The organism is Mesorhizobium sp. B2-3-11 (assembly GCF_006442215.1).
In the GTDB taxonomy this organism is placed as follows: domain Bacteria; phylum Pseudomonadota; class Alphaproteobacteria; order Rhizobiales; family Rhizobiaceae; genus Mesorhizobium; species Mesorhizobium salmacidum.
The window spans coordinates 1-12,152 of record NZ_VFVS01000029.1 but is presented as its reverse complement, the minus strand read 5'-3'; the positions used below and the strand labels follow the sequence as shown (position 1 = coordinate 12,152).

Annotated in this window: 14 protein-coding genes; 12 read left to right on the top strand and 2 right to left on the bottom strand. The window is 64.4% G+C overall.

The genetic code is table 11. The features are described from left to right. The first annotated feature begins 13 nt into the window (after positions 1-13). From FJ960_RS27610 to leuC, 3 genes are all read left to right on the top strand, one after another. Positions 14-823, top strand: coding sequence for an amino acid ABC transporter permease (locus tag FJ960_RS27610; RefSeq protein WP_140718279.1), 810 nt, complete (start codon positions 14-16; stop codon positions 821-823). A 56-nt stretch (positions 824-879) separates the two neighbouring features. Further along, a complete protein-coding gene (locus FJ960_RS27605) occupies positions 880-1,515 on the top strand; it encodes a class I SAM-dependent methyltransferase (protein WP_140718277.1) in 636 nt (211 codons plus the stop codon). A 242-nt stretch (positions 1,516-1,757) separates the two neighbouring features. Continuing rightward, the gene (gene leuC, locus FJ960_RS27595; protein ID WP_140510293.1) at positions 1,758-3,167 is read left to right on the top strand and encodes a 3-isopropylmalate dehydratase large subunit; all 1,410 of its coding nucleotides are present in this window, start codon (positions 1,758-1,760) and stop codon (positions 3,165-3,167) included. A 39-nt stretch (positions 3,168-3,206) separates the two neighbouring features. On the opposite strand, the gene FJ960_RS27590 is transcribed toward leuC, so the two are convergent. Next, positions 3,207-3,524 (bottom strand): hypothetical protein, encoded by a 318-nt coding sequence (locus tag FJ960_RS27590; protein WP_027145537.1) that lies wholly within the window; start codon positions 3,522-3,524, stop codon positions 3,207-3,209. 148 nt (positions 3,525-3,672) lie between these two features. On the opposite strand from FJ960_RS27590, the gene FJ960_RS27585 reads away from it, so the two are divergent. Both FJ960_RS27585 and FJ960_RS27580 read left to right on the top strand, forming a co-directional pair. After that, positions 3,673-4,869 (top strand): GGDEF domain-containing protein, encoded by a 1,197-nt coding sequence (locus tag FJ960_RS27585; protein WP_140718275.1) that lies wholly within the window; start codon positions 3,673-3,675, stop codon positions 4,867-4,869. 75 nt (positions 4,870-4,944) lie between these two features. Next, positions 4,945-6,159, top strand: coding sequence for a GGDEF domain-containing protein (locus FJ960_RS27580; RefSeq protein WP_140718273.1), 1,215 nt, complete (start codon positions 4,945-4,947; stop codon positions 6,157-6,159). Here FJ960_RS27580 and FJ960_RS27575 read toward each other — a convergent pair. Next, positions 6,143-6,517 (bottom strand): hypothetical protein, encoded by a 375-nt coding sequence (locus FJ960_RS27575; RefSeq protein ID WP_140718323.1) that lies wholly within the window; start codon positions 6,515-6,517, stop codon positions 6,143-6,145. The genes FJ960_RS27580 and FJ960_RS27575 overlap by 17 nt on opposite strands. Positions 6,518-6,770: 253 nt before the next feature. Here FJ960_RS27575 and FJ960_RS27570 point away from each other — a divergent pair, with 253 nt between their 5' ends. The 7 genes from FJ960_RS27570 to FJ960_RS27540 all read left to right on the top strand — a co-directional run bounded on the left by FJ960_RS27570 (position 6,771) and on the right by FJ960_RS27540 (position 12,011). Further along, positions 6,771-7,196, top strand: coding sequence for a hypothetical protein (locus FJ960_RS27570; RefSeq protein WP_140718271.1), 426 nt, complete (start codon positions 6,771-6,773; stop codon positions 7,194-7,196). 255 nt (positions 7,197-7,451) lie between these two features. After that, positions 7,452-7,868 (top strand): succinate dehydrogenase, cytochrome b556 subunit, encoded by a 417-nt coding sequence (sdhC, locus tag FJ960_RS27565; RefSeq protein ID WP_027145532.1) that lies wholly within the window; start codon positions 7,452-7,454, stop codon positions 7,866-7,868. After that, complete coding sequence (gene sdhD, locus FJ960_RS27560) at positions 7,868-8,263, top strand: succinate dehydrogenase, hydrophobic membrane anchor protein (RefSeq protein ID WP_140718269.1); 396 nt, start codon at positions 7,868-7,870, stop codon at positions 8,261-8,263. The genes sdhC and sdhD overlap by 1 nt, the downstream gene beginning before the upstream one ends. 4 nt (positions 8,264-8,267) lie before the next feature. Continuing rightward, on the top strand, positions 8,268-10,103 hold the full coding sequence (sdhA, locus tag FJ960_RS27555) for a succinate dehydrogenase flavoprotein subunit (RefSeq protein ID WP_140718267.1): 1,836 nt from the start codon (positions 8,268-8,270) through the stop codon (positions 10,101-10,103). 2 nt (positions 10,104-10,105) lie between these two features. Continuing rightward, positions 10,106-10,540: a DUF3052 domain-containing protein gene (locus FJ960_RS27550; RefSeq protein WP_140718266.1), complete on the top strand. Its 435-nt coding sequence runs from the start codon at positions 10,106-10,108 to the stop codon at positions 10,538-10,540. Then, positions 10,540-11,319: a succinate dehydrogenase iron-sulfur subunit gene (locus FJ960_RS27545; protein WP_027145528.1), complete on the top strand. Its 780-nt coding sequence runs from the start codon at positions 10,540-10,542 to the stop codon at positions 11,317-11,319. The genes FJ960_RS27550 and FJ960_RS27545 overlap by 1 nt, the downstream gene beginning before the upstream one ends. Before the next feature lie 62 nt (positions 11,320-11,381). Further along, the gene (locus tag FJ960_RS27540; RefSeq protein ID WP_140718264.1) at positions 11,382-12,011 is read left to right on the top strand and encodes a DUF480 domain-containing protein; all 630 of its coding nucleotides are present in this window, start codon (positions 11,382-11,384) and stop codon (positions 12,009-12,011) included. The last annotated feature ends 141 nt before the right edge of the window (positions 12,012-12,152 follow it).

Here is a 12,152-nt window from a genome sequence, read left to right as displayed (position 1 = left end):
CTTACGCCACCTGATGGCAGCCCCCTCCATCTCCAAACCCGACTTTCCCTGGTGGCTCGCCGTTGCCGGCGTCCTTGCGTTGGCGGCCGCACTCGCCATCGCGGCCAGCGATCTCTACGCGCAGGTCTTCGCCACCGTCGCCAAGGGCATCGGCATCACCGTGTTCGTCACCGTCATCGCCTTCGTCCTGGCGTCGGTGATCGGCCTCGGCATTGCGCTCATGGGCCTGTCGGGCTCGACCTGGCTGCGGCAGATCGCGCGCTTCTATGTCGAGATCATCCGTGGCGTGCCGATCCTGGTGCTGCTGTTCTGGATCGCGTTTGCCGGCGCGCCGGCCTTCGTCGCGGCCTGGAACGCGCTGACCGCGCCGTTGCAGAGCGCCGGCATTCTCGGCGAGCTGCTGGTGCGCGACGTGTCGTTGCTGTGGCGCGCCATCATGGCGCTGACAATCGGCTATTCGGCCTTCATCTCGGAGGTTTTCCGGGCCGGCATCCAGTCGGTCGAGAAAGGCCAGATCGAGGCGGCGAAGGCCTTGGGGCTGAGCCGCGCGCAGCGCTTCCGGCTGGTCGTGTTCCCGCAGGCGATCCGCACCATCCTGCCGCCGCTCGGCAATGATTTCGTCGCCCTGGTCAAGGATTCCTCGCTGGTCTCGGTGCTCGGCGTCGCCGACATCACGCAGATGGGCAAGGTGTATGCGGCCGGCTCGTTCCGCTTCTTCGAGACCTATTCGATAACAGCCTATATCTATCTCATCCTCACCGTCGGCCTGTCGCTGTCGCTCAGGGCGCTGGAGCGGCGTTTGCGCCGCCAGCACGAGGAATAGTTTTTCGGCCAGGACAGCGTTAGGCTCGGGCGCTTACCGGAGGAGGAGCATGCCCCATGAACATAGACAAGGCCAACGCGGCGCTGGATTCGGTCTACACGGCCGATACGCCCGAAACGCTGGCGCAGGCCTATGCCGCATGGGCCGCGACCTATGACAGCGAGACCGCCTCGCTCGGTTATCTCCTGCCGTTCCTGATCACCGCCTGGGTGGCGCGCCACGTGCCGGCGGGCGAGGGGCCGCTGCTCGACGCCGGCTGCGGCACCGGCCTGTCGGGACCTTCCTTGAAAGCGCTCGGTTACAGTGACATTGCCGGGCTGGATCTCTCGGACGACATGCTCAAGATCGCCGGCAGTCGCAATGCCTACTGCGAGCTGAAGCAGGCGATGCTTGGCGGCCCGCTGCCGTGGCCGGACGGCCATTTCCGCGCCTTCTTCTCCACCGGTGTGTTCACCATCAGCCACGCGCCGGCGTCTGGCCTGCACGAGCTGGTGCGCATCACGAAGAAGGGCGGCCACGCCATCTTCACCGTGCGCGACCAGGTTTTCGAGAGCGGCGGGTTCCAGGTGGTGTTCGATGAATTGGAGCAGGGAGGAAAGTGGCGGACGGTTGAGGCAAGCCCGTGGTTTCGCTGCTATGCGATCGCCGAGCCGGACGCGCTGGTGAGGACCTTTGTGTTCGAGGTGATCTGAGCGCTGGCGACACGCCGCAATTGCCGAAAACCCGAAACATTGCTATCTACCCGGCCATGGAAGAGCTTTTTGGCGATCCGGCCTACAAGGGATTCGTGCTGCAGGACAGAAAACGCCTGCCGTCGCGCTTCTCCGCGCGCATGTCCGGCGCCCTGACCAGCCGACTTCGCTGATCCCTGACGGCCAGCTGCAGGCTTGCGGCATCAGTTCTTTCCCATTCTCATATCGACGGATTTACGCACATGAGCGCACCGCGCACCCTCTACGACAAGATTTTCGACGACCATGTCGTCGATCGCCAGGACGACGGCACCTGCCTGCTCTATATCGACCGCCACCTCGTTCATGAAGTGACCAGCCCGCAGGCCTTTGAGGGCCTGCGCATGAGCGGCAGAAAAGTCCGTCACCCGGAAAAGACGCTGGCCGTTGTCGATCACAATGTCTCGACCTCGCCCGAGCGCAAGTTCGGCATCAAGAACGAGGAAAGCCGCATCCAGGTCGAGGCGCTGGCCAAGAACGCCAGGGATTTCGGCGTCGAGTATTATTCCGAGAACGATATCCGCCAGGGCATCGTCCACATCATCGGACCTGAGCAGGGCTTTACGCTGCCGGGCATGACCATCGTCTGCGGCGACAGCCACACCTCCACCCATGGTGCTTTCGGCGCGCTGGCGCATGGCATCGGCACGTCGGAAGTCGAGCATGTGCTGGCGACGCAGACGCTGATCCAGCGCAAGGCCAAGAACATGCTGGTCCGCGTCGATGGCGTGCTGCCGGAAGGCGTCACCGCCAAGGACATCATCCTCGCCATCATCGGCGAGATCGGCACCGCCGGCGGCACCGGCTATGTCATCGAATATGCCGGCGAGGCGATCCGTGCGCTGTCGATGGAAGGCCGCATGACGATCTGCAACATGTCGATCGAAGGCGGCGCGCGCGCCGGCCTGATCGCGGCGGACGAGACCACCTTCGCCTATGTCAAGGACAAGCCGCGCGCGCCCAAGGGCGCTGCCTGGGACGCGGCGCTCGAATACTGGAAGACGCTGCGGACCGACGAAGGCGCGCATTTCGACAAGGTGATCGTGCTCGACGCGGCGAAACTGCCGCCGATCGTCTCCTGGGGCTCTTCGCCCGAGGACGTCGTCTCAGTGCAAGGCATCGTGCCGAACCCGGATGACATCACCGACGAGAACAAGCGCACCTCCAAGCTGCGCGCGCTCGACTATATGGGCCTGACGCCGGGGACGAAGATCACCGACATCACGCTCGACCGCGTCTTCATCGGCTCCTGCACCAATGGCCGCATCGAGGATCTGCGCGCCGTCGCCAAGGTGGTCGAAGGCAAGACGGTCAGCCCGCATGTCGATGCCATGATCGTGCCGGGCTCCGGCCTGGTGAAGGAGCAAGCGGAAGCCGAGGGGCTGGACAAGATCTTTCTCGCCGCCGGTTTCGACTGGCGCGAGCCGGGCTGCTCGATGTGCCTGGCCATGAACGACGACCGGCTGAAGCCGCATGAACGCTGCGCCTCGACCTCGAACCGCAATTTCGAGGGCCGGCAAGGCTTCAAGGGCCGCACCCATCTGGTGTCGCCGGCGATGGCGGCGGCGGCGGCGATCGCCGGCCACTTCGTCGACATCCGCGACTGGAAATAAGCCAGGCTCGGCATTGACCCAAGCCTGGCGCGGCCCGGGTCAGGCCTTGCCGTCACGCCGTATGAGCTCGTGGAATTCCTCGCGGCGACCAGGTTCGTCCGCCGCGACCACGAGCGCCAGCTGCTGCTCTTCGAAGAGCTTGAACCATTCGTCCCATTCGACAAGCTCATAGCCGCCGGCATTGACGGGCCGTTCCGGCTGGTCCTGGTCCTGATAGGCGTTCTGGCCGAAGACCAGCCTCAGCATGGGCTGCGTCCCAGCCTCGGGCGATATGTCGACGATTGCCGGAAAGCCGGCGCGCCCGGCAGCCCATGAACGGATTGCATCGTGGTCGGTCAATGTGATCGTGTCGGCCATGGCCTGCTCCTGGATTGTGAATTGAGGAACGCTGCCGACAGCAGCGGGTTCCCCGCCGACATATCGCGCCAACACCCTGGCTTAACGGCTTGTTTGGGCTTGCCCCCTAAGGTCTTCCGTGACATCAAGCGAGAGAAGTCACGGTCCTTTGGACACTGGCCTGTTCATAGCGTTGCTCAATCCGACGATCGCGCTGGCGCTCGGTGCGGCGTTTCTCGTGCTGTGGTTCTACCAGCGCCATCGTCCCTATCTGGCGGTGCTGGCGCTCAGCTACTGCGCCTCGGCGCCCGGCTTCCTGTTCCAGTATTTCAGCTTGCCGATCGGCGTGGTGCTGACCAAGCTGGTGTCGAACATCTGCTTCACCATCGCCGCCTGCTGCCTGTCGGGCGCCATCATCGCCCGCTACGGCAGGAAGGTGCCCGGTGTGGGAATCGCCGTGCTGGCGGGCGGCGGCCTTGCGGCGTTCGCGTGGTTTCTCTTCGTCACCCCGGATCTCACCTGGCGCATCCTGGCGATGAATTTCGGCTTCGGCGGCCTCAGCCTGCTCGTCGCCGCCGAATTGCGCCCGGTGCGCAACAATGGCCCGACAGAAAAGATCCTGTTCGTGCTGTCGCTGCTGTCCAGCGTCAATTTCTTCGTGCGCACCCTGGTGGTGGTCATCGCGCACGGGCCCTTCGCCAGCTATGACGGCTTCTACGGCTCGTCCTACTGGACGACGGCGTTGTTGTCGCACGCACTGCTGTCGCTGCTGATCGCGCTTTGCCTCTTCACCGCGGCCGCGCTCGACGTGATGAAGGCGCTGAAGACGGAAACCCATACCGACCCGCTTTCGGGGCTGCTCAACCGCCGAGGTTTCGAGGAGCGCGCCGCCATGCTGCTGCAGCATTGCGCCATGGCCAAATTCCCGGTGGCGCTGGTGCTGGCCGACCTCGACCATTTCAAGGCCCTCAACGACGTGCACGGGCATGCCGCCGGTGACCGCGCGATTGCGGACTTTGCCGCCAAGCTGCGCTCGGCCACGGGAGCACGAGGTGCCGCGGGGCGCATCGGCGGCGAGGAATTCGCCGTGCTCCTGCCGCTGACCGATCTCGCCGCCGCCCGGCTGTTCGCCGAGGCGGTGCGCACACTCTATTCGGCCGGCGGCGTCGACGGGCTTCCCGCCGGCACGAAGGTCACCGCCAGCTTCGGCGTGGCGGCCCGCAGCGGCGACGAGACGCTGGAGCCCTTGTTGCGCCGGGCCGACGAGGCGCTTTACAAGGCCAAGAAAAATGGCCGCGACGGCGTGCGCGTCTCCTACGAGCGACCGGAGACGGTGTTCGTGCCGGAGCCGCTCAGGGCTAGCTGACCGCCGCATCCGCGCTCGGCGTTAACGTCTTTTTCGCCCGGCGATGTTTAGCTGTCGGCAGGGGTTTGAGGATCCATGAGCGGCGCCAACTTCATCCTGTTGATCAACCTGGCGGTCGCCGGCCTGCTGGCGGCATCCTTCATGGCTGTCTCGTTCCACGATGCCGGCGCGCCGGCGCGCTGGCTGGCGTCAGGTTATGTCCTGGGCATGGCCTATTCGGCGATCGAATTCAGCATTCCCGTCTTCAGCGACGCGCGGCTTCCGGTGGTTACCGCCTTTGCCGTTTTCCTCGGCGCCACCATTGCCTTCAATGGCGGACTTGCCCGCAAATATGGCGTGGCGCCGCCATGGACGCCGATGCTGTTCTTTCTGGCCGTCACCACCATCGCGGTCTATTTCGTGCAGGATCTGCCGCGCCAGTCGCTCACCCGCATGATGGTCTACCAGCTTCCCTACGCAGCCATGCAGTTCACCGGCCTCGGCATCGTCTGGCAGTCGAGGCAAGGCCGCGGTCGGCTCGATCTGATCCTGATGGCGTTGCTTGCCGCCAGCGGCCTGCAGTTTGCCTCAAAGCCGTTCATCGCGCATGCGCTCGGCGGCTGGGGCGCCAATCCGCAGGCTTATCTGCAAAGCAGTTACGCGCTGGTGTCGCAGTCGCTGGGCACTGTCTTTGCGCTGGCGCTGGCTCTGCTGATGCTGGCCATTCTCGTTCGCGATGTGCTTGCCGAAGTGACGTCGAAGTCGGAGGTCGACACGCTGTCGGGCCTGCTCAACCGTGGTGGTTTCACGCGTCACGCGGAGCTGGCCGTGCACGACGCCACGCGCCTGGGCGCGCCGGTGGCAATGATCATTGCCGATCTCGATCATTTCAAGAGCGTCAACGACAGTTTCGGCCATGCCTCCGGCGATCGGGTGATCGAGACCTTCGCCGGCCTGCTGCGAGAGGCGGCCGAGGGTCATCACGTGGTTGGCCGCATCGGTGGCGAGGAGTTCGCTATTATCCTGACAGGAGCCAACCTTGCAGCCGCCCGGCTGTTCGCGGAAGGCATCCGCCACGCATTCGGCGCTTCGCCCGTCAACGGGTTGCCGCGCGACACGCGCTGCACGTCGAGCTTCGGCATTGCCGAGCTTCACATGGGCGAGGGTTTCTCAGACCTGATGCGGCGTGCGGATGAAGCGCTCTACCTGGCAAAGAATGCCGGGCGCGACTGCGTGCGTGTCTCCACCGGGCCAGCCGATGGGCTGGCCGTGGTAAGAATCGGCCAGGCCCGTATCAGCGGCAGGGGCTGAGCTCCGGCATCTCGCCGTCGGAAAGACCGTACATATACGAGCGGCCCTTGACGAACACCGGCGGGCGATAGCAGTCGCCGTCGCCCGATATGTCGTCGGATTCATTCTGGTAGATCACCTTGGGCTGGCCGGCGCTGGTGTAGTCGGACAGTTGTTTGGCCAGCTTGCCTTGGCCGACGATGATGCGCTTGTAGCCGGCGGCGCTGTCGATGACGAGATTGCCGAACGAATCGGCGTAGACGCGGTCGTGATGGCGCAAGCCGGCCTCGGCCGGCGCGGCCACCGCAACGGCAAGTGCGGCCAGCGTGACCGCGAGGCTTGTCCGGACCAGTTTGGCCCGCACCGATTTGGCCCGCACTGAGTTGGAATGCATGTCGCTCTCCCTTTGTCGGCGCGAGAGAGATCGCGCCCCGATCTGATCCGAATCGGAAATTAACTCTTTCTTAACCTTTGTTAAGGGGAGGAGCGGCTCAATGGCCGTTTCTTAATGAACATGGTTAATTTTTGCAGTTCGCCGCCGATGTCCCCAACCGGTCGACATGGCCGGCCGGGCGAACTTGATCTTGCCGCGCCGCGTGGCTAGCGTGCCTCGGGGCATGAGGGGGCAGCACATGATGTTTGGCCGAACGGTTCGGGTGTCGTTCATTATTCCGCTGCTTTTCGCGGCCGGTGCCTGTGTGCCGGAAGACGGCGCGCCCAAGGCCGCGAGCAGGGTTACACCCGTGGTGCCGCCTGCCGCTCCCGCCCAGCAACAGCCCGCGCCACCGGCAACCAAGATCACCACGGACCTCACCGCGCCACGCCTCACCACGGGCATGGCCACCTATAGGTGCGGCAATGGCGGCATGATCACCATCCAAAATCTCGGCACGTCGCTGCGCGTGGTCGGGCAGGAAGGCGCCACCGAGGAGTTCGCGGCATCGCCGGCAAACCAGAGCAGCCGCTACCAGGCGGTGACGCATGACGCAATCGTGATCGACGGGCGCGAGGCGCTGGTGATGAAGAGGGGGTCGACGCCGCAGACCTGCACCCGCTGATGCAAATCCCGGCACGGCAGCGCCTCGGGCCAGACATGCTGCACTGCAACGATATCGAGCCGGCTTCGGGTGCTCAGCCGCTAATCGATTAAGCCGCATCCGGCCTTTTAGTCAGACTAAATTACGTTTTCGAAACGGTTTTCTGGCTTTGACGCGGTGCAAAAAGAGCATTAGAAACCGGCTGTCCGAAGTCGCAACCGGAAGCGGCAATGCCGCATTTCCACCTGAGGCGGGAGACGCCGAACTGGGGCAGCCATGAGCAAATCACCAGCCACCCAAGCCAGACGCGAAAGGCCGCTTTCGCCGCACCTGACGGTCTACCGGCCGCCGATCACCATGACGATGTCGATCATTCATCGCATCACCGGGGGGGCGCTCTATTTCGGCACGCTGCTGGTCGCCGTCTGGCTGATGGCGGCGGCAAGTTCGCAGGGTGCTTTCGACTGGGTGAACTGGGCGTTCGGCACGTGGCTCGGCCGGCTCATCCTGTTCGGCTACACCTGGGCTCTCATGCATCACATGCTGGGCGGTGTCCGCCATCTGATCTGGGATACCGGCGCCGGACTTGAAAAACACACGGCCTCGAAGATCGCCTGGGCGACGCTTGCCGGCTCGGTCCTGCTCACACTCTTGATCTGGATCGCCGGCTATATGGCGCGGGGAGCTTTGTGATGAGTGCGAAAAACATCGACATGCGCACTCCGCTCGCCAAGGTGCGCGGCTTGGGCTCGGCCCGCGAAGGCACCGGGCATTTCTGGCGCCAGCGGCTGACGGCGATCGCCAACATCCCGCTGATCCTGTTTTTCACCGGGTTCCTGATCGCGCTCAACGGTGCCGGTTATGCGCAGGTGCGGGCAGCGCTCGCCAACCCGTTCGTGGCGTTGGTCATGGCCCTGGTGCTCATCTCGCCGCTCTACCATATGCGGATCGGCATGCAGGTGATCATCGAGGACTATGTGCATGGCGAAGGCATGAAGTTGGCGCTGATCGCCCTCAACACATTCTTCACCATAGCGGTCGGCGTCGCTTCGCTCTTCGCCCTGCTGAAACTGGCATTCGGAGGCTGAAGTCTTGGCCCAGGACACGAAATCAGCCAACGCGGCAGGCTATACCTTTGTCGACCACAAGTTCGACGTGGTGATCGTCGGCGCCGGGGGCGCTGGCCTGCGCGCCACGCTCGGCATGGCCGAACAGGGCCTGCGCACCGCCTGCATCACCAAAGTGTTCCCGACGCGCTCGCATACGGTCGCCGCGCAAGGCGGCATCGCCGCCTCACTCTCCAATATGGGGCCGGATTCCTGGCAGTGGCACATGTACGACACCGTCAAGGGGTCGGACTGGCTGGGCGATGTCGATGCCATGGAATACATGGTGCGCGAGGCGCCGGCCGCGGTCTACGAGCTCGAACATTACGGCGTGCCTTTCTCGCGCACCGAAGAAGGCAAGATCTACCAGCGACCGTTCGGCGGCCACATGATGAACTATGGCGACGGCCCGCCCGTGCAGCGCACCTGCGCCGCGGCCGACCGCACCGGCCACGCCATCCTGCATACGCTCTACGGCCAGTCGCTGAAGAACAACGCGCAGTTCTTCATCGAGTATTTCGCGCTCGACCTGATCATGGAGCCGGACGGCACCTGCACCGGCGTCGTGGCGTGGAATCTCGATGACGGCACCATTCACCGCTTCTCGGCCAAGATGGTGGTGCTGGCGACCGGCGGTTATGGGCGCGCTTATTTCTCCGCCACCTCGGCGCACACCTGCACCGGGGACGGCGGCGGCATGGCCGCACGGGCCGGGCTTCCCCTGCAGGACATGGAGTTCGTGCAGTTCCATCCGACCGGCATTTACGGCGCCGGATGCCTGATCACCGAGGGTGCGCGCGGCGAGGGCGGCTACCTCGTCAACTCCGAGGGCGAGCGCTTCATGGAGCGCTACGCACCGTCGGCCAAGGACCTCGCCTCGCGCGACGTCGTCTCGCGCTGCATGACGCTGGAAATCCGCGAGGGCCGCGGCGTCGGCAAGAACAAGGACCACATCTTCCTGCACCTCGATCATCTCGATCCGGCGGTTCTGCACGAACGGCTTCCGGGCATTTCGGAGTCGGCAAAAATCTTCGCCGGTGTCGACCTGACCAAGGAGCCGATCCCGGTGCTGCCGACGGTGCATTACAATATGGGCGGCGTGCCGACCAATTACTGGGGCGAGGTGCTCAACCCGACCGCCGAAAACCCCGACCGGGTCTCGCCCGGCCTGATGGCGGTAGGCGAGGCGGGCTGCGCTTCCGTGCACGGCGCCAACCGGCTGGGCTCGAACTCGCTGATCGATCTGGTGGTGTTCGGCCGCGCCGCGGCGATCCGCGCCGGCCAAGTCATCGACCGCAAGGCGGCGATCCCGTCGCCCAACCAGGCTTCGGTCGACAAGATCATGGACCGCTTCGACCGGCTGCGCCATGCCAACGGTTCGACGCCGACGGCGGTTCTGCGCGAAAAGATGCAGAAGGCGATGCAGGAGGACGCAGCCGTGTTCCGTACGCAGGAATCGCTCGAAAACGGCTGCAGGCGCATTTCGCAAATCTGGACCGAGCTCAAGGACATAAAGGTGTTCGACCGCTCGATGATCTGGAATTCGGACCTGGTCGAGACGCTGGAGCTGGAAAACCTGATGGCCAACGCCATCACCACCGTCCATGGCGCCGAGGCGCGCAAGGAGAGCCGTGGCGCGCACGCGCGGGAAGATTTTTCCGCCCGCGACGACGCCAACTGGCGCAAGCACACGCTCGCCCGTCTCGGCGAGGACGGTGCGGTGACGCTGACCTACCGGCCGGTGCACACCGAGCCACTGGTGGCGGAGAAAGACGGCGGCATCAGTCTCGCCAAGATCGCGCCGAAGGCCAGGGTGTACTGACAATGGCGACGGCGGCGGGATATTCCGGCACGCCCCTTCCGGCCAAGCTCGGCCTGAAGGACGGCATGATTGCCGCCTTTATCGCGCTGCCAACCGAACTCGAGAGCCTCACTGAGGCCGTCGATTTTGCCGAGGTCGACCGGCTGGCCGAATGGTCCGGCATTTCGGGCGCAACCCTGAAATACGACGCCGTCCACGCCTTCACCCGGCAGCGCGCCGAGATCGAGGGTCGCCTCGGCTATGTCGAAGCGGCGATCAAACGCGACGGCATGATCTGGGTCTCCTGGCCGAAGAAGGCGTCGAAAGTGGACACCGATGTCACCGAAAGCGTTGTCCGCGCTGAAGCGCTGAAGCTCGACCTTGTCGACGTCAAGGTCGCCGCCGTGAATGAAATCTGGTCCGGGCTGAAGCTCGTCATCCGAAAGGACCTGAGGTAATGGTCGAACTCACCCTCCCGAAGAACTCGAAGATCCAACAGGGCAAGACCTGGCCGAAGCCGGAGGGTGCCACCAATCTGCGCGAATATCGCATCTATCGCTGGTCGCCGGACGATGACGAGAACCCGCGCATGGACACCTATTTCGTCGATATGGACGATTGCGGGCCGATGGTGCTCGACGCGCTGCTGTGGATCAAGAACAAGATCGACCCGACGCTGACGCTGCGCCGCTCCTGCCGCGAGGGCATCTGCGGCTCTTGCGCCATGAACATCGACGGTTCGAACACGCTTGCCTGCACCAAGGGCTGCGACGACGTTTCAGGCGCGATCAAGGTCTATCCGCTGCCGCATATGCCCGTGATCAAGGACCTGGTGCCCGACCTTACCAATTTCTACGCCCAGCACGCCTCGATCGAGCCATGGCTGAAGACGGTGTCGCCAACGCCGGCCAAGGAATGGCTGCAGAGCCATGAGGACCGCGAAAAGCTCGACGGGCTTTACGAGTGCATCCTGTGCGCATGCTGCTCCACCTCGTGCCCGAGCTACTGGTGGAACGGCGACCGCTATCTCGGCCCGGCGACGCTGCTGCAGGCCTACCGCTGGCTGATCGACAGCCGTGACGAGGCCAAGGGCGAACGGCTCGACAATCTCGAAGACCCGTTCCGGCTCTATCGCTGCCACACCATCATGAACTGCGCGCAGACCTGTCCGAAGGGGCTGAATCCCGCGAAGGCGATCGCCGAGATCAAGAAGATGATGGTGGAGAGAAGGGTTTAGTCCGGCGGTAGGCCGCGATCCTTCGCGTTGTCCCTCCGGCTTTCGAAAGGATAGCGATCTCAATGAGCGACGACCTTCCTGTTCTCTCCCCCGTCGAAGTGCGCGTGCTCGGCTGCCTGATCGAGAAGAAGGAGCTGACGCCGGACGTCTATCCGCTGACGCTCAACGCGGCACTTGCCGCAGCCAACCAGAAGACGGCACGCGAGCCTGTCATGGCCCTGGAACAGACAGAGGTGCACCGGGCCCTGAAGCTGCTTGAGCAGAAAGGACTCGTGCGGCAGATGTTCGGCTCGCGCGTGGAGCGTTATGAGCATCAGATGGCGCAGCGCTTCTCGCTGACCACGCCGCAAACGGCGCTGCTCGGCCTGCTCCTGCTGCGCGGACCGCAGACGGCGCATGAGCTGCTGGCGCGCGCTGAGCGCATGGCGCGGTTTTCGTCGATCGAAGACCTGCGCGGTGAACTCGACATGCTGATCGGCCGCCGGCCACCGCTGGTCCAGGAAATCCCGCGCGGGCCGGGCCAGCGCGAGGACCGCTACGTGCATCTCCTCGCTGGCCCGGTCGATGTTGCCGCTCTATCGGCGCACCGGAGTGCGCCGGCTATCCCCGTCTCCGACCTGGAGGCGAGGGTGGAAGGGCTGGAGCAGGAAGTCGCAGCCCTTCGTGCGCGGCTTGACGCGCTGGGCGGTTGAGGCCGCCAATCCGAAACGTCGGCGGGACAGCGCCCCCTCTGTCCTGCCGGACATCTGCCCACGAGGGCCTGTTGCGCAATTCTGGCATTGTGATTCACTTCGATTATTGCTCGGAGGGATTTGCGATGGCGGTGAAGCGGA

What these genes read in the sequence shown, in the direction of transcription:
- FJ960_RS27610 (WP_140718279.1), top strand. Translation starts at nt 14, where the DNA reads ATGGCAGCCCCCTCCATCTCCAAACCCGACTTTCCCTGGTGGCTCGCC.
- FJ960_RS27605 (WP_140718277.1), top strand. Translation starts at nt 880, where the DNA reads ATGAACATAGACAAGGCCAACGCGGCGCTGGATTCGGTCTACACGGCC.
- leuC (WP_140510293.1), top strand. Translation starts at nt 1,758, where the DNA reads ATGAGCGCACCGCGCACCCTCTACGACAAGATTTTCGACGACCATGTC.
- FJ960_RS27590 (WP_027145537.1), bottom strand. Translation starts at nt 3,524, where the DNA reads ATGGCCGACACGATCACATTGACCGACCACGATGCAATCCGTTCATGG.
- FJ960_RS27580 (WP_140718273.1), top strand. Translation starts at nt 4,945, where the DNA reads ATGAGCGGCGCCAACTTCATCCTGTTGATCAACCTGGCGGTCGCCGGC.
- FJ960_RS27570 (WP_140718271.1), top strand. Translation starts at nt 6,771, where the DNA reads ATGATGTTTGGCCGAACGGTTCGGGTGTCGTTCATTATTCCGCTGCTT.
- sdhC (WP_027145532.1), top strand. Translation starts at nt 7,452, where the DNA reads ATGAGCAAATCACCAGCCACCCAAGCCAGACGCGAAAGGCCGCTTTCG.
- sdhD (WP_140718269.1), top strand. Translation starts at nt 7,868, where the DNA reads ATGAGTGCGAAAAACATCGACATGCGCACTCCGCTCGCCAAGGTGCGC.
- FJ960_RS27550 (WP_140718266.1), top strand. Translation starts at nt 10,106, where the DNA reads ATGGCGACGGCGGCGGGATATTCCGGCACGCCCCTTCCGGCCAAGCTC.
- FJ960_RS27545 (WP_027145528.1), top strand. Translation starts at nt 10,540, where the DNA reads ATGGTCGAACTCACCCTCCCGAAGAACTCGAAGATCCAACAGGGCAAG.
- FJ960_RS27540 (WP_140718264.1), top strand. Translation starts at nt 11,382, where the DNA reads ATGAGCGACGACCTTCCTGTTCTCTCCCCCGTCGAAGTGCGCGTGCTC.